This window comes from Paraburkholderia flagellata, assembly GCF_021390645.1.
Lineage (GTDB): Bacteria > Pseudomonadota > Gammaproteobacteria > Burkholderiales > Burkholderiaceae > Paraburkholderia > Paraburkholderia flagellata.
In genome coordinates this window covers 393,259-414,093 of record NZ_JAJEJT010000001.1, presented here as the reverse complement: position 1 = coordinate 414,093, position 20,835 = coordinate 393,259, and the positions used below count along the sequence as shown (strand labels likewise).

12 protein-coding genes are annotated in these 20,835 nt (G+C 64.0%); 2 read left to right on the top strand and 10 right to left on the bottom strand.

The window, feature by feature from the left end; translation table 11 throughout:
• Nucleotides 1–11 precede the first annotated feature (11 nt).
• Nucleotides 12–1,904, bottom strand: a complete 1,893-nt coding sequence (gene edd, locus L0U83_RS01865; protein WP_233879890.1) for a phosphogluconate dehydratase — start codon at nucleotides 1,902–1,904, stop codon at nucleotides 12–14.
• A gap of 290 nt (nucleotides 1,905–2,194) precedes the next feature.
• Here edd and L0U83_RS01860 point away from each other — a divergent pair, with 290 nt between their 5' ends.
• A complete protein-coding gene (locus L0U83_RS01860; protein ID WP_233879888.1) occupies nucleotides 2,195–3,052 on the top strand; it encodes a MurR/RpiR family transcriptional regulator in 858 nt (285 codons plus the stop codon).
• A gap of 172 nt (nucleotides 3,053–3,224) precedes the next feature.
• Here the strand turns inward: L0U83_RS01860 and L0U83_RS01855 are convergent, their stop codons facing one another.
• Nucleotides 3,225–10,775 carry a YadA-like family protein gene (locus L0U83_RS01855; protein ID WP_233879886.1) on the bottom strand — a complete coding sequence of 2,517 codons (7,551 nt, stop codon included), beginning with the start codon at nucleotides 10,773–10,775 and terminating at the stop codon, nucleotides 3,225–3,227.
• An 809-nt stretch (nucleotides 10,776–11,584) separates the two neighbouring features.
• Between L0U83_RS01855 and L0U83_RS01850 the strand changes: the two genes are divergently transcribed.
• A complete protein-coding gene (locus L0U83_RS01850; RefSeq protein WP_233879878.1) occupies nucleotides 11,585–12,040 on the top strand; it encodes a nuclear transport factor 2 family protein in 456 nt (151 codons plus the stop codon).
• Nucleotides 12,041–12,087: 47 nt separating this feature from the next.
• Here the strand turns inward: L0U83_RS01850 and L0U83_RS01845 are convergent, their stop codons facing one another.
• The 8 genes from L0U83_RS01845 to dapB form a co-directional block, all read right to left on the bottom strand.
• Nucleotides 12,088–12,510, bottom strand: a complete 423-nt coding sequence (locus tag L0U83_RS01845; protein ID WP_233879876.1) for a CopD family protein — start codon at nucleotides 12,508–12,510, stop codon at nucleotides 12,088–12,090.
• Nucleotides 12,511–12,589: 79 nt separating this feature from the next.
• Complete coding sequence (locus tag L0U83_RS01840) at nucleotides 12,590–13,861, bottom strand: glutamate-5-semialdehyde dehydrogenase (RefSeq protein ID WP_233883618.1); 1,272 nt, start codon at nucleotides 13,859–13,861, stop codon at nucleotides 12,590–12,592.
• Between the two features lie 199 nt (nucleotides 13,862–14,060).
• On the bottom strand, nucleotides 14,061–15,257 hold the full coding sequence (gene holA / locus L0U83_RS01835; RefSeq protein ID WP_233879869.1) for a DNA polymerase III subunit delta: 1,197 nt from the start codon (nucleotides 15,255–15,257) through the stop codon (nucleotides 14,061–14,063).
• A gap of 43 nt (nucleotides 15,258–15,300) precedes the next feature.
• Nucleotides 15,301–15,864: an LPS-assembly lipoprotein LptE gene (locus tag L0U83_RS01830; protein WP_233879867.1), complete on the bottom strand. Its 564-nt coding sequence runs from the start codon at nucleotides 15,862–15,864 to the stop codon at nucleotides 15,301–15,303.
• 75 nt (nucleotides 15,865–15,939) lie between these two features.
• Nucleotides 15,940–18,534 (bottom strand): leucine--tRNA ligase, encoded by a 2,595-nt coding sequence (gene leuS / locus L0U83_RS01825; protein WP_233879865.1) that lies wholly within the window; start codon nucleotides 18,532–18,534, stop codon nucleotides 15,940–15,942.
• Between the two features lie 142 nt (nucleotides 18,535–18,676).
• Entirely contained in the window at nucleotides 18,677–19,108 is a 432-nt protein-coding gene (locus L0U83_RS01820) for an ExbD/TolR family protein (RefSeq protein ID WP_233879857.1), read from the bottom strand.
• A gap of 12 nt (nucleotides 19,109–19,120) precedes the next feature.
• A complete protein-coding gene (locus tag L0U83_RS01815; protein ID WP_233879855.1) occupies nucleotides 19,121–19,849 on the bottom strand; it encodes a MotA/TolQ/ExbB proton channel family protein in 729 nt (242 codons plus the stop codon).
• A gap of 53 nt (nucleotides 19,850–19,902) precedes the next feature.
• Complete coding sequence (dapB, locus tag L0U83_RS01810) at nucleotides 19,903–20,700, bottom strand: 4-hydroxy-tetrahydrodipicolinate reductase (RefSeq protein ID WP_233879853.1); 798 nt, start codon at nucleotides 20,698–20,700, stop codon at nucleotides 19,903–19,905.
• Nucleotides 20,701–20,835: the final 135 nt, after the last annotated feature.

The window sequence follows — 20,835 nt, the reverse complement described above, 5'->3', positions numbered from 1 at the left end:
TGATGATGAATTCAGTTAGCGGCATGGGCCGGCGCATGGGTGGTCGCAGCGGCGGGTGCGGGCGCAGCCTGTTCGCCCACGAGCGGACCGAACACTGTCGCGCCCAGTTCCGCCGGCGCGGCAGTGGCGCGGAACACGCCGAAAAGCTCGCGGCCAAAGCCCACTTCGTTGAGCGCCTGATGCGCGGGCTGTGCAACCGGGCGCGCGTCCCACTCGGCAGCATCCACTTCGATGTCGAGCACGCCTTCCACCGCGTCGATCACGATCATATCGCCGTCGCGAACCTTGCCGATCGGGCCGTGGAGCAGCGTTTCCGGCGAAACGTGGATCACGGCGGGCACTTTGCCCGACGCACCGGACATGCGCCCGTCGGTCACGAGCGCCACGTGAAAGCCCTTGTCCTGCATTACGCCGAGCAGCGGCGTGAGGCGGTGCAGCTCCGGCATGCCGTTGGCGCGCGCGCCCTGGAAGCGCACGACGGCCACGAAATCGCGCTCGAGCTCGCCGCGGTCGAACGCTTCCTGCACGGCTTCCTGCGAATCGAACACGATGGCGGGGGCGCGCACCTTGCGGCGCTCCGGCGCGACGGCGGAAACCTTGATGACGCCGCGGCCCAGACGCCCTTGCATCAAGCGCAAGCCGCCGTCCGGCTGGAACGGCGTCGGGAGCGGACGCAGAACGGACTCGTCGGCGCTCTTCTCGACGGCCGGCACCCACGTGAGCTTGCCGTCGATGAGCTTCGGCTCCTCGGTGTAGTGACGCAGGCCACGGCCCGCGACGGTATTCACGTCTTCGTGCAGCAGGCCGCCGTCGAGCAGTTCGCGCACGAGGAACGCGATGCCGCCCGCCGCGTGGAAATGGTTCACGTCGGCCTTGCCGTTCGGATAGACGCGCGCGAGCAGCGGCACGGCGTCCGAAAGCACGTCGAAGTCATTCCAGTCGATGATGATGCCCGCCGCGCGTGCCATCGCCACGAGGTGCAGCGTGTGGTTGGTCGAGCCGCCCGTCGCCATCAGCGCGACGATGCCGTTGATCACGGCCTTTTCGTCGACCACATGGCCGATCGGCGTGTAGTTGCCGCGCTCGACGGTGAGTTCGAGCACGCGGCGCGCTGCGGCGGCGGTCAGTTCGTCGCGCAGCGGCGTGTGCGGATGGATGAAGGCCGAGCCCGGCAGATGCAGGCCCATGATCTCCATGAGCATCTGGTTGCTGTTGGCCGTGCCGTAGAACGTGCAGGTGCCGTGACCGTGATAGGCGGCCGCCTCCGATTCGAGCAGCGCCGCGCGATCGCACTGGCCTGTGGCGAACTGCTGGCGCACCTTGGCCTTGTCGTCATTCGTGATGCCGCTCGTCATCGGACCGGCGGGCACGAAAATCGTGGGCAAATGGCCGAATTGCAGCGCGCCGATCAGGAGGCCGGGCACGATCTTGTCGCACACGCCCAGGCACAGCGCCGCATCGAACATGTTGTGCGTGAGCGCGACGGCCGTGCTCATCGCGATCACTTCACGCGAAAAGAGCGACAACTCCATGCCGGCGTTGCCCTGCGTGACGCCATCGCACATCGCCGGCACGCCGCCCGCGAACTGCGCGACGCCGCCGCCTTCGCGGGCCGCCTTCTTGATGATGTCTGGGAAATCCTTGTACGGCGCATGCGCCGAAAGCATCTCGTTATAGGCCGAGACGATGCCGATGTTCGGCTCACGAATCGACTTGATCGAGATCTTGTCGCGACCTTCGAGGCCGGCGAAGCCGTGCGCGAGATTCGCGCATGAGAGCGCGCCGCGCGCCGGGAACCGGTCCTGAGCAGCCGCGATGCGCGCCAGATAGGCCTCGCGCGTGGGCTTGCTGCGCTCGATCACGCGCTGCGTGACCTTCATCAACTGAGAATGCGGGGAAACCATCGAATCTCCTTCCTTCTTGTCTCGGCGGGGACGCTCGGGGCCGGATCGAACGCGTTTTCGACGGTCCGATCAGCGATGGCCCGATGTTAGTAGAAAAACTACAAGCAGACAATCCCGGAAAGACCCTGGGAGCGCAGCATTAAATGAACGCCTAGTCTGTTTATGGACGGGCTATACGCCGAATAACACCGCCCAGTTCAGAAAGAAGCAAATGGCGCTCCTGTAGTTTTTGTACATAACGTCCGATCCGCTATAGTCCACGGATCTTTCAGCATAGTGCGAGTTTCCTGATGCTGCTGTCCCAGGTGAAAGCCATGCGCGAGCAATTGCGCCCATCGGAGCGCAAGCTCGCCGATTACGTTGTCGACGCGCCGCGCGAAGTGCTCGATCTTTCGATGACCGAGGTCGCCGAACGCGCGGGCGTGAGCCAGCCGACCATCGCGCGGTTCTGCCATGCGCTCGGATTTTCGGGGTTCCGGGAGTTCAAGATCCGGCTGGCGCAGGCGGTCGCCGCAGACCTGCCGACGGAGCATCCAGCCGTCTACCGCGACGTGAACCCGGATGAGCCGGTGTCCGGCGTCGCCGCCAAGGTGCTCGATCGCACGATCGGCGCGCTCGTGCAAGTGCGCAACAACCTTTCGACCGATTCGCTCGCCGCCGCAATCAATCTGCTCGCGCGCGCGTCGCGTATCGAGTTCTATGGCGCGGGCGGTTCGGGCATCGCCGCGCAGGACATGCAGCACAAGTTCTTTCGCCTTGGCATGCCGAGCGTCGCGTATTCCGATCCGCATACGTTTCTTATGTCGGCGGCGCTGCTCGGTCCCGGCGACGTAGTCGTGACAATCTCGAACACCGGGCGCACGCGAGATATCGTGGACGCCGCGCGCACGGCGCTCGAACGCGGCGCGAAGGTGATCGCGATCACGCACGGCACCTCGCCTCTTGCGCGCCTCGCAAGCGTGGGACTGCACGCAAACGTCGATGAGGACACCGACATCTTCTCGCCGATGACTTCGCGGACCTCCCATCTCGCAATCGGCGACATCCTCGCGGTGGGCGTGGCGCTGCAGCGGGGGCCGGAGCTGGCCGAGAAACTCGCCGATGCTAAGGAGATCATCGCGCGAAGAAGGCTGGACGCGAACGGCTGAGCATTCGCGCCTAACGCAGCGCGGCAGTCAGAACACATCGCTAAAAATAAAAAGCGGACTCCCGAGGGAGTCCGCTTTGCGTTTTGGCCTGAACTGTGTGGCCGAATAACGGGGAAAGCGAGGCATACCGGATGCGGCCGTACCGCACCGCAACCGGTTGAGCTTCAGACGCTTACCACTGGTACGACATACCGCCACCGTACGTTGCACCGCCACCCGAGGCGTAACCACCGCCCAGCTTCACCTTGAGGTTCTGGGTAATGCGAGCCGACGCACCGAGCGCCACTGCCTGGTAGCCCTGGAAGTTGGCCGTACCGACACCAACTGCAATGGTCTTACCCTGATCGACGTCCGGAATCATCGTCAGCGCGGTTGCCGCTGCGACACCACCGTAGGCGTTGCGAGCCACGGAGTTCATGTTGCTCTGAAGCGCATTCAAGCCGCTCTGGAGTTGACCCACGTTCGCAGCGTCGGTCGGGTTAACGCCGTTCGCGACGTTGGTGATACGGCGCTCGTTGCCTTGCGAGCCCACGGACACGGTGTTGTCCTCGTCCGCCACCGAGTTCGCACCCAGTGCAACCGAGTTGTTGCCCGTGGCCTGCGCCTTGTCGCCAATCGCCGTCGAGTTCGCACCCGAAGCGATCGCACCGCCGCCCGTCGCGATCGAGTTCGTGCCCGTGGCCGAAGCCGCACCGCTCGTCGTGTTGGTCGACAGATACTCAGAACCGTTGACGTTGATATTCTGAATCTGCGTGGTCAGATTCGCGACGTTCTGGTTCGTTGCGTATAGCTGCGAACCGTTCACCGCATCGAGGCTATCGGCGCTCAACGTGCCATTTGCCACGTTGGTCAACGCGACGGCCGTCGTGGTGCCCGACCCGCCCAGCGTGATCTTGTCGTGTGCCGACGAGTCATACTGGACAGCGTTGGCTACCTGACCCTCGATATTGGTCACGCTGGTCTCGATCTTCGACACCCGGCCGTCGAGATTCGTCAGTGCGCCGCCCACATTGTTGAAGGTAGTGCCGCCGATCGCGTAGCTCGGAGCCGAGATCGACCCGTCCGCGCGAACCGTCGAACCACCACCCAGCGCGCTGGCCGTGCTCGAGGCAGTAGCGTAGAGCTGAGCTCCGTTGACAGCGTCGCTGCTGCTTGCCGACACACTACCGGCCTTGACGTTGGTGATCAGGACCTGTGCATGACCACTGCCGCCGAGCGTGACCTTGTTCTTCGAGATATCGTCGTAGGCCACGAACGCGTTAGTGACGTTGCCCGAACTGTCAATGTTCGCACCCATCGCTTCGAGCTGTGCGACATTGACCGCGTCGGTCGAGGCCACACCGTTCGCCACGTTATGCAGCACGACAGGATCGTGACCCGAACCACCGAACGTCACCGAGCTCATCGTCGTATCGTCATACGCCACGAATGCGTTGAGCAGATTGCCCGAAGCGTCCGTCTTCGCGCCCAACGCGTAAAGCTGCGAGCCGTTCACTGCGTCGGAACTCGATGCGGTCAACATGCCGTTAGCCACATTGGTCAGCACGACCGGCGTGGTCGAACCCGCACCACCCAACGTGATCTTGCTCTTCGACAAATCGTCGTAGGTCACAAACGCGTTGTTGATGTTGCCCGACGCGTCGGTCGTTGCACCCAGTGCGTACAGTTGCGAGCCGTTCACCGCGTCAACGCTCGAAGCGTTCAGACCACCGTTCGCCACGTTCGTCAGCGTCACCGGCAAATGGTCCGAACCGCCGAGCGTCACCGAGTTCCACTTGGCGCTGTCATAGTGCACAGCCAACGGGTCGTTGCCGCTAGTACCGCCATCAATCAATGCTTCGATCGCTTCGCCCACATTGTGGTACGTCTCGCCGCTGATCATATAGGTCGGGTTCACGAGTGCACCCTTGGCATCGACCGTCGAGCCACCGCCCAGCGCGTTAGCCGTCTGGCTAGCAAGACCGTAGAGCTGCGCGCCGTTCACTGCGTCGAGGCTCGACGCATTCACGAGTCCGGCCGCCACGTTGTGCAGCGCGACCGGCGCGTGTGCCATGCTCTCGCCGAACGTGACCGAGTTCATCGAACTGTCGTCGTACGCCACGAACTTGTTCTCGATGTTGCCCGAGGCGTCCGTCTTCGCGCCCAGTGCATAGAGCTGCGAGCCGTTCACCGCGTCGACGCTCGAGGCGTTCAGCCCACCGTTCGCCACGTTCGTCAGCACGACCGGAACGTGATCCGTGCCGCCCAGTGTCACCGCGTTCATCGACGTGTCGTCGTATGCCACGAATGCGTTGGTGATGTTGCCCGAGGCGTCTGTCTTCGCGCCCAGTGCATAGAGCTGCGAGCCGTTCACCGCGTCGACGCTCGAGGCATTCAGCCCACCGTTCGCCACGTTCGTTAGGACGACCGGATCGTGATCTGCACCACCGAGCGTTACCGAGTCATGCGCCGGCGAGTCGTACTTCACGGCATCGACCGAACCACCGGCATCCGTGATGTCCCCGTAAAGTGACGTGAACGCATCACCCGCGTTGTAGAACGTCTTGCCGCCGAAGTTATAGGTCGGCGCTGTGATGGAGCCGTCGTCGTTCACGGTCGAGCCGCCGCCCAGCGCGTCCGCCGTAGAGTTGGCCAGACTGTAGAGTTGCGTGCCGTTCACCGCATCAAAGCTCGACGCGTTCACGAGTCCCGCCGCCACGTTGTGCAGCGCGACCGGGGCATGCGTCATGCTCTCGCCGAGCGTGACCGAGTTCATCGACGAGTCGTCGTACGCCACGAACTTGTTCTCGATGTTGCCCGAGGCGTCCGTCTTTGCGCCCAGCGCATAGAGCTGCGAACCGTTCACCGCGTCGACGCTCGATGCATTCAGCCCACCGTTCGCCACGTTCGTCAACATCACAGGCGTAGTCGAACCTTCGCCAAGCGACACCTTCGACATCGAGGCATCGGTATAGTGCACCGCCATCGGATCGTTACCGCCGCCACCCTCGTCCTTCAGCGCGTCAATCGCGTCGCCCACGTTGTAGAGGGTCTTGCCGCCAATAACGTAGGACGGGGCCACGATGGAACCGTCCGCGCCGACCGTTGCGCCGGAGCCAAACGCCGACACCGCGTCCTTCAGCTGGCTGACGTTCACCGCATCGGTGTCAGATGTGCCCTTCGCAACGTAAATGATCTGGCGCTGCTGGTTCGCTGAACCCACCGAAATCGAGTTCAGCCGATCGGCGACCGAACTCGAGCCCAGCGCAACCGAATTCAGTGCAGCGCTGGTGACGCTGGTCGCGCGACCGAGCGCGATGGAGTTGGTGGCCGCCGCATTGACCTGCGCGAGCGTACCGAACGCCATGGAGTCCGTGGCGTTCGCCCGCGAGGTATTCCCGAATGCCATCGAGGACATACCGGCTGCCTGCGAATTGGAGCCCAGCGCGACCGAGTTTCTTCCCGAGGCCGTTTCGCCGTAACCCAACGCGACCGAGTAGTCCCCGACCGCGTTGGCGCTACCCATCGAAAGCGAATCCTGCCCGGTTGCCGTCGCAGCGGAGCCGATTGCAGTCGCGCCAGACGTGGTTGCCAGGCTTGCCGCACCGATTGCGGTAGCTTGCGGGGCCGTCGCCGTGGAGCTCATACCGATCGCGACGGCGTAGTCCCCCACAGCAGTGGAGTTTGCACCGACCGCCAGGCCACCATCCCCTACAGCAACGGCCTTTGCACCAACCGCTACGCCTTCACCCCCTTCGACGGAGGCGTTGTCACTGCCGTCACCTGCGCCGTCGGCCTGGAAGTACGCGCTGCCCGAAGTTGCACCAAGCGATCGAGTCGCTTGAAGCTGCTGGCTGACCGACTGGAGCTGGCTGTCGACGTTCTGAATGGCCGCCAGCATCTGGCTGTTGGACTGCTTGAGCGCCGCCTGCGTGTCGGCGTCACTGATGCCCAGTGCGGTCTTCATCTGACCGTAGTTCACCGCGTCATTATCGCCGGTGGCGTTCTGCACATTGGTAATACGACGCGTCAAGCCGGTCGCGCTGTTACCCACGGAAATCGTACGGGTTTGGTCCGCCACCGAGCCGAGACCCAGTGCAACCGCGTTGAGAGCGGTAGCCTTCGCGGCGTTAGTCGCGTTGTACGAGGCGCCGATCCCGCCGATGTACGGGTTGCCATTCACAGCGGTGTCGTGCAGCTGCTGCACGTTGACCGCGTCAGTTGGCGCAGTGCCCGCTGCGACGTTGCGCAGTGTCACCGGCGTGGTCGTACCCACACCACCCAGCGTCACCTTGTTCTTCGACTTGTCGTCGTACGCCACGAACGCGTTGTTGATGTTGCCCGACGCATCGGTCGTTGCACCCAGTGCGTACAGTTGCGAGCCGTTCACCGCGTCAATGCTCGAGGCCGTCAGCGCTCCGTTCGCCACATTCGTCAGCGTGACCGCAGCATGGCCCGAGCCACCCAGCGTCACCTTGTTCTTCGACTTGTCGTCGTACGCCACGAACGCGTTGTTGATGTTGCCCGACGCATCGGTCGTTGCACCCAGCGCGTACAGTTGCGAGCCGTTCACCGCGTCAACACTCGAGGCCGTCAGCCCACCATTCGCCACATTCGTCAGCGTGACCGCAGCATGGCCCGAGCCACCCAGCGTCACCTTGTTCTTCGACTTGTCGTCGTACGCCACGAACGCGTTGTTGATGTTGCCCGACGCATCGGTCGTTGCACCCATGGCGTACAGTTGCGAGCCGTTCACCGCGTCAATGCTCGAGGCCGTCAGCGCTCCGTTCGCCACGTTCGTCAGTGCGACCGCAGCGTGGCCCGAGCCACCCAGCGTCACCTTGTTCTTCGACTTGTCGTCGTACGCCACGAACGCGTTGTTGATGTTGCCCGACGCATCGGTCGTTGCACCCATGGCGTACAGTTGCGAGCCGTTCACCGCGTCAATGCTCGAGGCCGTCAGCGCTCCGTTCGCCACGTTCGTCAGTGCGACCGCAGCGTGGCCCGAGCCACCCAGCGTCACCTTGTTCTTCGACTTGTCGTCGTACGCCACGAACGCGTTGTTGATGTTGCCCGACGCATCGGTCGTTGCACCCATGGCGTACAGTTGCGAGCCGTTCACCGCGTCAATGCTCGAGGCCGTCAGCGCTCCGTTCGCCACGTTCGTCAGTGCGACCGCAGCGTGACCCGAGCCACCCAGCGTCACCTTGTTCTTCGACTTGTCGTCGTACGCCACGAACGCGTTGTTGATGTTGCCCGATGCGTCGGTCGTTGCACCCATGGCGTACAGTTGCGAGCCGTTCACCGCGTCAATGCTCGAGGCCGTCAGCGCTCCGTTCGCCACGTTCGTCAGTGCGACCGCAGCGTGGCCCGAGCCACCCAGCGTCACCTTGTTCTTCGACTTGTCGTCGTACGCCACGAACGCGTTGTTGATGTTGCCCGATGCGTCGGTCGTTGCACCCATGGCGTACAGTTGCGAGCCGTTCACCGCGTCAATGCTCGAGGCCGTCAGCGCTCCGTTCGCCACGTTCGTCAGTGCGACCGCAGCGTGACCCGAGCCACCCAGCGTCACCTTGTTCTTCGACTTGTCGTCGTACGCCACGAACGCGTTGTTGATGTTGCCCGATGCGTCGGTCGTTGCACCCATGGCGTACAGTTGCGAGCCGTTCACCGCGTCAATGCTCGAGGCCGTCAGCGCTCCGTTCGCCACGTTCGTCAGCTTGACCGCAGCGTGGCCCGAGCCACCCAGCGTCACCGCGTTGTGCGCCGACGTGTCGTAGATCACCGCATCGGCAAGCTGACCGTTAATGCTGGTGATGTCGCCCTTGATCCTGGTAACGTCGCCGCTCAGGTTCGACACGTTTGTGTTCGTTGCATTGAGTTGCTGGCCGTTCACAGCGTCCAGGCTCGATGCATTCAACGCACCGTTCGCCACATTCGTCAGCGTGACCGCAGCATGGCCCGAGCCACCCAGCGTCACCTTGTTCTTCGACTTGTCGTCGTACGCCACGAACGCGTTGTTGATGTTGCCCGATGCATCGGTCGTTGCACCCAGCGCGTACAGTTGCGAGCCGTTCACCGCATCAACACTCGAGGCCGTCAGCCCACCGTTCGCCACATTCGTCAGCTTGACCGCAGCATGGCCCGAGCCACCCAGCGTCACCGAGGAGAACGACGTATCGTCATAGTGCACAGCTGTCGGGTCCGCAGCCGTCTCCAGCGCGTCAATCGCATCGCCCACGTTGTAAAGGGTCTTGCCGCCAATGACGTAGGACGGGGCCACGATGGAACCGTCCGCGCCGACCGTTGCGCCGGAGCCAAACGCCGACACCGCGTCCTTCAGTTGGCTGACGTTCACCGCATCGGTGTCAGACGTGCCCTTCGCAACGTAAATGATCTGGCGCTGCTGGTTCGCTGAACCCACCGAAATCGAGTTCAGCCGATCGGCGACCGAACTCGAGCCCAGCGCAACCGAATTCAGTGCAGCGCTGGTGACGCTGGTCGCGCGACCGAGCGCGATGGAGTTGGTGGCCGCCGCATTGACCTGCGCGAGCGTACCGAACGCCATGGAGTCCGTGGCGTTCGCCCGCGAGGTATTCCCGAATGCCATCGAGTTCAAACCGCTTGCCTGCGAATTGGAGCCCAGCGCGACCGAGTTTCTTCCCGAGGCCGTTTCGCCGTAACCCAACGCGACCGAGTAGTCCCCGACCGCGTTGGCGCTACCCATCGAAAGCGAATCCTGTCCGGTTGCCGTCGCAGCGGAGCCGATTGCAGTCGCGCCAGACGTGGTTGCCAGGCTTGCCGCACCGATTGCGGTAGCCTGCGGGGCCGTCGCCGTGGAGCTCATACCGATCGCGACGGCGTAGTCCCCCACAGCAGTGGAGCTTGCACCGACCGCCAAACCGCCGTCCCCCACCGAAGTAGCGCCATTACCGAGCGCGACCGCGTCCGTGCCCGCGGCTGAAGCTACCGGACCGATGGCCGTGCTGTTCGCCCCCGTCGCCGACGAATCAGCCAGCGTCGAGTTCGTGTGGAAGTATTTGATGCCACCGCCGTTGTTGATGTTGCTGATGGTGGTATTCAGTTGCCCCAGCGCGGTGTCGACCTCGGTGAACGCGCCACCTACCGTCGTCTGTGCCGTGGTGGACGGCTGCCCCGTGATCGAGTTGGCGTTCGTAAGCGTGTAGGTCGGGCCCGTAACGGCGCCCGTGCTCGCATTGATCGAAGCACCGCCGCCAAGCGCCGTCACGGCGGGCTTGAGCTGGCTGACGTTGACGGCATCCTGCGTACTCACACCTGCGGCGAGGCCGGAAAGCAGAACGCCGGGATTCGTGGCGCTACCAGCGGTCATCTTCGCAATGTAGGTGCCGGCCGAGCCCGGGGAGAACGCGATCACTTGCTGCGTCGAGCTGACGACGAGCTGCGTATTGCCTTGGCCGATGGCGGTATAAGCCGACTTCCCGGCGGTGTCGCCGATAATGTCCGTGTTGCCCCAAGCCGAGCAGCCGGCTACCGTACCGGTGGTGGGCACGTAGTTCATATACGAGTTAGTTGCCCAAGACACGCACATATCGGCCCACGCGGCGCCCGGCAGCATGAGTCCAGCAACGCCGGCACCAATTGCGGTCACTGCAACGAGCACCTCCCCTTTGGACTTGCTCTTCCCGCGCGCAACGGCATTTTCCTGAACCGCGACCCAAGTCCCCGTGGTCTCGTTCCAGATTGATCGATATGTCTTGTTCATTCTTTGCCCTGATTAAAGATGAGTGACGAAACATCAGACGCTGTCGGCGCATTACCCTAGAGCGGGACCGACAGCGTCAACATTGCAATGAAAATCGACCCGATCAGGATTGAGAAAATACTGACAGAATTAAACGGGTCAGATTTCATGACACTCGCGACTTTATTAATCAGTAACTGGAAGTAACATAGGAGAACTCTGAAACAAAAATCTGAAATCGGCATTCCCTCACCGCAGCGCGCCACCGCCTTGATAGCTGGCTCGGCACACCTATCCAAATAGATTAAATTAAATCAAATCAATTCTTCCATGAGTGCAATGATGTTCGCGTTATATAAGAGCCCCGCAGATTTTTACCACGGCAAATAATCCTAGTATTACATCGCAAATCCATTTCACCTTCATTCGAAATATAAAATTCCTACAAGCGACTCACTCCAATACACTTACAGTCGAAATTCCAGGTAAATGCTCATGACTAACTTTTCGTGGCGTTTATTATCCCGAATCACTTTCATCCCACACGCAGTTAGCCGCTCTCGTCAAAAGTGCCCCACGGCTGCAGCATCTAAACAACAGTCAGTGCCTCGCCGCTCTTTTGAGATTCGTCCTATATCTCAAGGCCTGTCGGTTCCATAGAATTTCGTTGTCGGGAAACGCTGACACAGGGCTCACGCTCTACGAACCTCAAGGCCGTAACGCACAACCTCGCGCCGCTCGCATGTCCTTCACGCTGGCGCCACACCCACCGCGCCCCATCCGTTTCCTTGCCTCCAGGCCCTTCGCCTTCACTGTCACTTCAAGGAAACATGATGAACCGCATGTTGATTCTCGCCGTCGCCAGCCTTCTCGCGACGTCCGCCTCGGCGGCGTCCAAGCCCGCTTTGACCAGCCCCATTTCCGAGCGTCTTCAAATCGAACTGCTCGAACACCAGTGGACCCAAGCCGCCGCGACCGGCGACCGCCCGGCGCTCAACGACTTGCTTGACGATAAGTTCTTCGAAGTATTTCCAGGCAACATCCGCCGCAGCAAGCGCGACCTGCTGGCCGCCGCCTCGCTGCCGCAAGGTGGCTCGCAGGTACTGGAAAACGTGCGCGTGCAGGTGCTCAACAATGTCGCCGTAGCGACCGGCATCAACCGGTACACGCCCGCAGCGGGTTACAAGGCGATCGAGTACCGCTTCACCGATGTGTTCGTGAAGGGCGAGAACGGATGGCGGGTTGCAGCGGCACGCATGCTGCGCAAGGATACGGGCACCATTTGAGCGATGCCCGTGTGACGCGGTGCCTCAACGGCACCAGACGGGCAGGATCAGAAAGGCTTGATGACGGCCAGCGCAACGGCGGCCAGCATGCCGAGCACGGGCAGTTCGTTGAACATGCGATACCACTTGTCGGAGCGGCGATTCTCGCCGCGCTCGAAGGTCTTCAAAAGACGGCCGCAGTAGGCGTGGTAGACGATCAGCAGCACCACGACGCCCACTTTCGCGTGAATCCACCCCTGGCCGCGTCCGATGCCCACCACGAGCCACAGCCAAAGCCCGCACAACAAGGCGGGCACCGCGATCAGCGTCATGAAGCGGTAGAGCTTGCGCGCCATGATGAGCAGGCGCTTGACCGCCGCGGGCTCCGTTTCCATCGCCAGATTCACGAAGATCCGCGGCAGGTAGAAAAGGCCCGCGAACCACGAGGCGATCAGTACGATATGAAACGTCTTGACCCAGAGCATCGACATCCTTTTTCTTCTTCTTGATGGGCGATAGAGGAGAGAGGCGGCACACATTACGCGGCGCGCCGCCACGCCGAACGAAAGACTACTGCCGGCCTTCGCCGTGTCCGAGCACCACGTACTTCAGCGAAGTGAGGCCTTCAAGGCCCACCGGGCCGCGCGCGTGCAGCTTGTCGTTGGAGATGCCGATTTCCGCGCCAAGACCGAACTCAAAGCCGTCCGCAAAGCGCGTCGAGGCGTTCACCATGACGCTCGCCGAGTCGACTTCGCGCAGGAATCGCATCGCCCGATCATGGTCTTCCGTCACGATCGCATCGGTATGGTGCGAGCCGTAGGTGTTGATGTGCTCGACCGCCTCATCGAGATTGGTGACGATCTTCACGGCCAGCACGGGCGCGAGGTACTCGGTGCGCCAGTCTTCTTCCGTTGCGTCCACGAGCGGGCCGACGCCCGCGTCGGCGAGAATCGCACGCGCCGCGGCATCCACACGCAGTTCCACATCTTTCTCGCGATAGAGCCTGCCGAGCGGCGGCAACACGTCATTCGCGATGCCGCGCGCAACCAGCAGCGTCTCCATGGTGTTGCAGGTGCCGTAGCGGTGCGTCTTGGCGTTGTCGCACACGGTCAGCGCCTTCGCGAGGTCGGCGCGGTCGTCCACGTACACGTGGCAGATGCCGTCGAGGTGCTTGATCATCGGCACGCGCGCCTCGGCCATCAGGCGCTCGATCAGGCTCTTGCCGCCGCGCGGCACGATCACGTCGACGAATTCGGTCATGGTGATGAGCTTGCCCACCGCCGCGCGATCGGCGGTTTCCACCACCTGCACGGCGTCCTGCGGCAGACCCGCCGCCGCCAGCCCCTCGCCGATCAGCTTCGCAAGCGCCGTGTTGCACTCGAGCGCCTCGGAGCCGCCGCGCAAGATGGTTGCGTTGCCCGACTTCAGGCACAGCGCCGCCGCGTCGATCGTCACGTTCGGCCGCGATTCGTAGATGATGCCGATCACACCGAGCGGCACGCGCATCTGTCCCACCTGAATGCCGCTCGGGCGGAACTTGAGATTGCTGATCTCGCCGATGGGGTCGGGCAGCGCGGCAACCTGGCGCAGGCCTTCGACCATCGTTTTCAGCGCTTTGTCCGAGAGCGTGAGACGGTCGATGAAGGCCGCATCGTGGCCCTTTTCCTTCGCTCGTGCGAGGTCGCGGCCGTTTGCGTCCTTCAATTGCTGCGCGTCGCGCTCGATGGCTTGCGCCACCGCTTCGAGCGCCGCATTTTTCGCGGCCGTCGAGGCCCGTGCCATCGCGCGCGAGGCTTTGCGGGCGCGGCGGCCAAGGTCGGTCATGTACTGGTCGATATCCATGGTGTATTTCGTCATGCGGCGCGTGAGGCGCAGTCGGATGGAAGCGCCAAGCGCGGTTCGATTCAAAGCGGTTCAGGCCGATTTTAAGGCCAGCCGCCAAGGTTTGCTGGGCACGGCCAGGCGGCTCGGCACGTGCACTGGCCGCGCGGCGGGCGTAGCGCAGGCGCCGAAGTGCCGGTTCGGGCAAGCGCGGAGCGCTTTAGCCCGGCCGGCGTGACGGCCCTGCGGTGCGCGGTCGGGCCGCTGCCGCAGCGGCGGCTGCCGCCGCTGCCGGACTGCGTGGCTGAGCGCCCGGCTGCGAGCGCCCTGGCGCCGCAGCACTGCGCGCTGGCGCTCCGCCGTCGCGGGGCGCGGCCACCATCATTGCGAGTTCGAACAGGCCGTCCCAGGCGTCGGGCGGCAATGCATTGCGCCAGTCACTGCGCGATTGCCCCGAAAGCCCTTTCACCTGGCGGTCGAGCCGCGCCGCGAGCGCGAGACCGCGCTCGAGCGTCGCTTCACTCAGGCGCGAAAGCGCCGGCCCGATGAGCCGCTCGCGCGGCCCCCACACGCGGTTTTCACGCAGCAACACGGCGAGCGGCTTGCCCGCCGCGACACCACGCTTGACGCGCAACAGCGTGCGAATTTCCTCGACCACGGCCCACAGTACCAGCACCGAAGCCTCACCTTCGCCCTGCAGCCCGTCGAGCATGCGCGCGAGGCGCCCGACATCGCCGGTGAGCATCGCCTCGTTGAGCTTGAATACGTCATAGCGCGCGACGTTGAGCACGGCGTCGTGAATCTGCTCGAAGCTGAGCACGCCTTGCGGATACAGCAGCCCAAGCTTCTGGATTTCCTGATGCGCCGCCAGCAGATTGCCTTCGACGCGCTCAGCCACGAACTGCAGCGCACGCCGGCCGTCCTCGCCGGGTGCAACGCGCTGGCCCTGCAGCGCGAGGCGCTGGCCGATCCAGTTCGGCAGCGCCGTGCGCTCGACCGGGTCGATCTTGATCGCCGCGCCGCTTTCCGAAAGCGCCGTGAACCACGCGGACTTCTGCGTGGCGGCATCGAGCCGCGGCAGCGTGACGAGCATCAGCACGTCGGGATTCGAGGCCGCAGCGAGCGTCTTGAGGGCGTCCGCGCCCTCCTTTCCGGGCTTGCCCGACGGAATGCGCAACTCCACCAGTTGGCGATCGCCGAAGAGCGACATCGACTGGCTCGCGCCGAGGAGCGAGCTCCAGTCGAAGCCGCGCTCGACGGTGAACACCGAGCGGTCGGTAAAGCCCCCCGCGCGCGCAGCCGCGCGGATGCGGTCACACGCCTCCTGGGCAAGCAGGTGTTCGTCGCCGTAGACGACGTACAGGCCGGCCAGCCCTCTCGCGAGGTGTGGTTCGAGTGCGTCGGGTCGCAGTTGCATGGCGCTCGGTCGAGGGTCGCTCAGTAGTTGAAAACGGCTCGCATTACAGCGGCGGCGGCGGCAGCGGAGCGCGCGGCGCGACGCTAGGCACGACCTGGTCGGGCGTCGGATGCAGCGTCTTCAGCACGGCAAGGCGCCGCATGAGCTGATCGACAGCGTCATTCTGCATGTCGGTGAACAGCAGGTCGGCTTCTTGCGTCTTGGCTGTCGAGAACTGATCGCTATAGGTCATCGCGCGGTTCAGTGAGATCACGCTCGGCTGGATCAGCACGGTGCCGTCCGGTCGCATCAGCGCATAGTTCAGCGAATAGTTGACCTGATATTCCACCACGGCGCCAAGCGAGTTGAGCGTGAGCGTGCTGAAGCTGCGCCCTTCGGACACGCGCAGCACAGCGTCGGCGTTGGCCACCGAATCGACCACGACCGAATCGCTGCCGCCTTCGACCATACGCGAGAGGCGCCCGGTGAGCGGCGGCGGCGCGCCGACGACGGCAAGACGCTTGAAGGCGAAGTTCTCCTCGCCGCGCAACTGGAAGCCGCAGGCCGAGAGGGCCAGCGCGCCACCCGCCACGAGCGGGAACAACCTGAGGAACGATCTGCGAATCACATGGACTCCCTGGGTTCGCGACAGTGTCTGGGTGGCGGCGCAAGGCTGCGCCGCCAGCGTGGTCTCTATTTCGTCTTAGACCACGACGTTCACGAGGCGGCCCGGCACGACGATGATCTTCTTCGGTGCGCGGCCTTCCGCGAACTTGACGAACATCTCGTGCGCGAGCGCTGCGGCTTCGATCGCATCCTTCGGCGCGTCCTTGGCCACCGTCACGGCGCCGCGCACCTTGCCGTTCACCTGCAGCACGAGTTCGATCTCGGCCTGTTCCAGCGCCTTTTCGTCGACCTTCGGCCAGGGCGCGTCGAGCAGTGTGCCGTATTCGTCGCCGTAACCGAGCGCCTTCCAGAGTTCGAACGCGATGTGCGGCACGACCGGGTACAGCACGCGCAGCAGCACGCCAAAGGTTTCGCGCTGCACGCCGGCACCCGCACCCTTGGCGCCGTCGATGGCGTTGAGCATTTTCATCGCTGCCGAAACGACCGTGTTGTACTGCAGGCGCTGATAGTCGAAATCGGCCTGCTTGAGCACGCTATAGACTTCGCGGCGCAGCGCTTTCTCGACGTCCGTGAGCGCCGCCGCGTCGAACGAGGCGCGCGACTTGATCGCGTCGGCGTTCGCGTGACCGAAGGCCCACACACGGCGCAGGAAGCGGCTCGCGCCTTCCACGCCCGCGCCCGACCACTCGAGTTGCTGCTCGGGCGGCGCGGCGAACATCGTGAAGAGACGCGCCGTGTCTGCGCCATACAGATCGATCAGCACCTGCGGGTCGACACCGTTGTTCTTCGACTTCGACATCTTCTCGACGCCGCCCAGCACCACGCTCTGGCCGTCACTGTTGAGCGTCGCGCCAACCGGGCGGCCCTTGTCGTCGTGCGTCACCGTCACGTCGGCCGGGTTGTACCAGGTCTTCTTGCCCGCCGCGTCTTCGCGATAGAACGTTTCGTTGAGCACCATGCCCTGCGTGAGCAGGTTCTTCGCCGGTTCGCCGAACTTCACGAGGCCGAGGTCGCGCGAGACCTTCGCCCAGAAACGCGAGTACAGCAGGTGAAGAATCGCGTGCTCGATGCCGCCGATGTACTGGTCCATCGGCATCCAGTAGTCGGTGCGCTCGTCGACCATGTTCTTCGCATCCGGCGCGGCGTAGCGGTAGAAGTACCACGACGAGTCGACGAACGTGTCCATCGTGTCGGTTTCGCGCTTCGCGTCCGCGCCGCAGGTCGGGCACTTGCAGTTCAGGAAGGCTTCCGACTTAGCGAGCGGGTTGCCCGTGCCGTCCGGCACGAGGTCTTCCGGCAGCACGACCGGCAGGTCCTTTTCCGGCACCGGCACATCGCCGCAGCTCGGGCAGTGGATGATCGGGATCGGCGTGCCCCAGTAGCGCTGGCGCGAGATGCCCCAGTCGCGCAGGCGCCATGTGACCTGCTTGTCGCCGAGGTCGAGCGCCTTGAGGTCGGCCGCCACGGCGTCCACGGCCGCCGTGTAGGCGAGGCCGTCGTACTTGCCGCTGTTCACGCACACGGCGCGTTCCTTGTCGCCGTACCATTCCTGCCAGCCGTCGAGCGAGTACGTCTCACCTTCCGCAGCAATGACCTGCTTGATCGGCAGGTTGTACTTCTGGGCGAACGCGAAGTCGCGTTCGTCGTGGCCCGGCACGCCCATCACGGCGCCTTCGCCATAGCTCATCAGCACGTAGTTGCCGATCCACACCGGCACTTGCTCGTGCGTGATCGGGTGCGTGACGGTAAAGCCCGTGGGCACGCCCTTCTTTTCCATCGTCGCGACGTCGGCTTCCGCCACGCCGCCGCGCTTGCATTCGTCGATGAACGCCTGCAGCTCCGGCTTGCCTTGCGCGAGACGCGTGGCGAGCGGGTGCTCGGCAGCGATCGCGGCAAAGGTCACGCCCATGATCGTGTCGGCGCGCGTAGTGAACACGCGCAGGAGCTTCTTCTCGCCGTCGAGTTCGTACGGGAAGCCGAAATTCACGCCGAAGCTCTTGCCGATCCAGTTCTGCTGCATGATCTTGACGCGCTCGGGCCAGCCGAGGCCGTCGAGGTCGTTCAGCAGTTCGTCGGCGTACTGCGTGATGCGCAGGTAGTACATCGGGATTTCGCGCTTTTCCACGAGCGCGCCCGAGCGCCAGCCGCGTCCGTCGATCACCTGCTCGTTGGCGAGCACGGTCTGATCGACCGGGTCCCAATTCACCGTGCCGGTCTTCTTGTACGCGATGCCCTTTTCGAGCATCTTCAGGAAGAACCACTGGTTCCACTTGTAGTAGTCGGGCTTGCAGGTGGCGATTTCACGCGACCAGTCGATGGCGAGGCCCATCGACTGCATCTGGCCCTTCATGTACTCGATATTGTCGTACGTCCACTTGGCCGGCGGCACGCTGTTGGCCATCGCGGCGTTTTCGGCGGGCATGCCGAACGCGTCCCAGCCCATCGGCATCAACGTGTTGTAGCCGTTCATGCGCAGGTAGCGGTACATCACGTCGTTGATCGTGTAGTTCCGCACGTGGCCCATGTGCAGCTTGCCCGACGGATACGGCAGCATCGAGACGCAGTAGAACTTGGGCTTGTCGGCCTTCTCGGCCGTCCGGTAAGCGTCGGTGGCGCGCCATTCGCCTTGCGCGGCGGATTCGACGTCGGAGGGAACGTATTTTTCGAGCATGGTGTGGGTGGTGAACGCTGAAAACGGGCGGTTTCGGTGCCGGATGCACCGGGCCGGCCGTTCACGATACCGGCAGATTGCGGCGGTTTCGCGGGGCCCGTCTGTAAGGGAAACGCTGATTATACCGTTGACTGGCGCGCGCTCAGTGCGCGCCGGCGGGCGGCTCGGTCACGAAGCCGAGACGTGTGAGCCCGGCCTGTTGCGCGGCGCCCATTACCTGGGCGATCACGTCGTAGCGTGTCTCGCGCGCGGCGCGCAGTTGCAGTTCGGGCTGCTGTGACTCGGGCTCTTTGCCCGCTGCCGTGAAACGCGCGCGCAACTCGTCCAGCGTGATGGGCTGGGCGTTCCAGTAGAGCTTGCCGGCGGCGTCGATGGAAAGCGTGACGGTCTGCGCCGTTTGCTGCGCGGGCTCGGCGGCAACCTTTGGTAAATCGAGCCGGATCGCGTGCGTGAAGAGCGGCGCGGTGATGATGAAAATGACGAGCAGCACGAGCATGACGTCGATGAGCGGCGTCATGTTGATGTCCGACATCGGTGCCGCATCGCGCTTCTTTTCGAGTCCGCCGAATGCCATTTGCGTTGCCTCCTACGACTCGGCGCGCGCGCCTTCGCGCATCGCGCCCTGCGCACCTTCCCGACGCAGCGGCGCGCCTTCGGGCGCGCAGGCATAGGCGTGCAGATCGTGCGCGAAACCGTCGAGATCGTCGCAAAGCTGGCGCACGAGGCGTCCGAGCACGTTATAGGCGAGCACGGCTGGAATCGCGACCACGAGACCGAAAGCCGTCATGATGAGCGCCTCTCCCACCGGGCCGGCGACGTTCTCGATCATCGCCTGGCCGCTCGCGGCAATGCTGCCGAGCGCGTGATAAATGCCCCAAACCGTGCCGAGCAGCCCCACGAACGGCGCCGTGCTGCCCACTGAGGCCAGCAGCACCTGCCCGAACTCGAGCCGCCGCTGCGACGCTTGAAGCGCGCCGCGCAACGCACGCAGCACGCGCTCGCCGCGGTCTACGCGCGCGAGCATCATGCCGGGCGCGTCGGCTTCCTCGGCGGCGAGCGCCGCCTGAGCGAGCGGCAGGAAGACGCGTTCGCGATCAATCGAACGCATGGCGGCCACGCCGTCAGCGAGGGTGCGCGCCTGCCAGAAGCGCGCAATGGCGCGCGGCCCCTGGCGCTTCGCGCGCAAGAGGATCCAGCTCTTGATGATGAGAAAGCACCAGCTCGCGACCGACATGGCGAGCAATACCCACGCTACCGCGTGGGTGACGGCATCGCCCGTCTGCAGATAGTGAATGACTCCGGAACTCGCTGCCATCGGACCTCGCTCACTGTCTGTCCGGCGCAGGCACCGGACTGTAAAGGGGACGCTCAGCGCAGGCCGAGCACGTCCTGCATATCGTACAGGCCGTTGGCCTTGTCCTGCAGAAAGCGAGCGGCGCGCACGCTGCCTTGCGCATACGAAAGGCGGCTCGAGGACTTGTGCGTGATCTCGATGCGCTCGCCGATGCCCGCGAACAGCACCGTATGATCGCCGACGATATCGCCGCCGCGAATCGCCGAAAACCCGATCGTCGACGGGTCGCGCTCGCCCGTCACGCCTTCGCGGCCGTACACGGCGCATTCGTCGAGATTGCGGCCGAGTGCGTTTGCCACGGCCTCGCCCATCGCAAGCGCGGTGCCCGAGGGCGCGTCGACCTTGTGGCGATGGTGCGCCTCGATGATCTCGATGTCGTAGCCGGTCTCGAAAAAGCGCGCCGCGTATTCGAGCAGCTTGAGCGTGACGTTCACGCCCACGCTCATGTTGGCCGCGAATACGACGCCGACCTTTTGCGCGGCCGCGCCGAGCTGCGCCTTTTGCTGGGCGTCGAAACCGGTCGTGCCGATCACCATCTTCACGCCGTGGCGCTGTGCCGCCTCGAGATGCACGAGCGTGCCTTCGGGGCGGGTGAAGTCGATCAGGCAGTCGCTTTGCGCGAAGACTTGCTCGATGTCGTCGGTGATGCGCACGCCGGTGTCCTTGCCGAGGAACGCGCCAGCGTCCTGGCCGACGGCGGCCGAACCCTTGCGCACGAGCGCGCCCGAGAGCGTGACATCGGGCGAATTCAGAACGGTTTCGATGAGCATGCGGCCCATGCGGCCCGATGCCCCGGCGATTGCGATTTTCATGAGTCTTCCTGCCAATGTGTCGCTGGCCGCGGTGCCGGGTGCCGCCCACGCTGCGCCGCCGCCAAAAAACACGGCGGCCGGTAGTGACACCCGGGCCGCCGAATCGAAGCGTGGCGCACCTCGCGCATCACGCCC

What these genes read in the sequence shown, in the direction of transcription:
- edd (WP_233879890.1), bottom strand. Translation starts at nt 1,904, where the DNA reads ATGGTTTCCCCGCATTCTCAGTTGATGAAGGTCACGCAGCGCGTGATC.
- L0U83_RS01860 (WP_233879888.1), top strand. Translation starts at nt 2,195, where the DNA reads ATGCTGCTGTCCCAGGTGAAAGCCATGCGCGAGCAATTGCGCCCATCG.
- L0U83_RS01855 (WP_233879886.1), bottom strand. Translation starts at nt 10,775, where the DNA reads ATGAACAAGACATATCGATCAATCTGGAACGAGACCACGGGGACTTGG.
- L0U83_RS01850 (WP_233879878.1), top strand. Translation starts at nt 11,585, where the DNA reads ATGATGAACCGCATGTTGATTCTCGCCGTCGCCAGCCTTCTCGCGACG.
- L0U83_RS01845 (WP_233879876.1), bottom strand. Translation starts at nt 12,510, where the DNA reads ATGTCGATGCTCTGGGTCAAGACGTTTCATATCGTACTGATCGCCTCG.
- L0U83_RS01840 (WP_233883618.1), bottom strand. Translation starts at nt 13,861, where the DNA reads ATGGATATCGACCAGTACATGACCGACCTTGGCCGCCGCGCCCGCAAA.
- holA (WP_233879869.1), bottom strand. Translation starts at nt 15,257, where the DNA reads ATGCAACTGCGACCCGACGCACTCGAACCACACCTCGCGAGAGGGCTG.
- leuS (WP_233879865.1), bottom strand. Translation starts at nt 18,534, where the DNA reads ATGCTCGAAAAATACGTTCCCTCCGACGTCGAATCCGCCGCGCAAGGC.
- L0U83_RS01820 (WP_233879857.1), bottom strand. Translation starts at nt 19,108, where the DNA reads ATGGCATTCGGCGGACTCGAAAAGAAGCGCGATGCGGCACCGATGTCG.
- L0U83_RS01815 (WP_233879855.1), bottom strand. Translation starts at nt 19,849, where the DNA reads ATGGCAGCGAGTTCCGGAGTCATTCACTATCTGCAGACGGGCGATGCC.
- dapB (WP_233879853.1), bottom strand. Translation starts at nt 20,700, where the DNA reads ATGAAAATCGCAATCGCCGGGGCATCGGGCCGCATGGGCCGCATGCTC.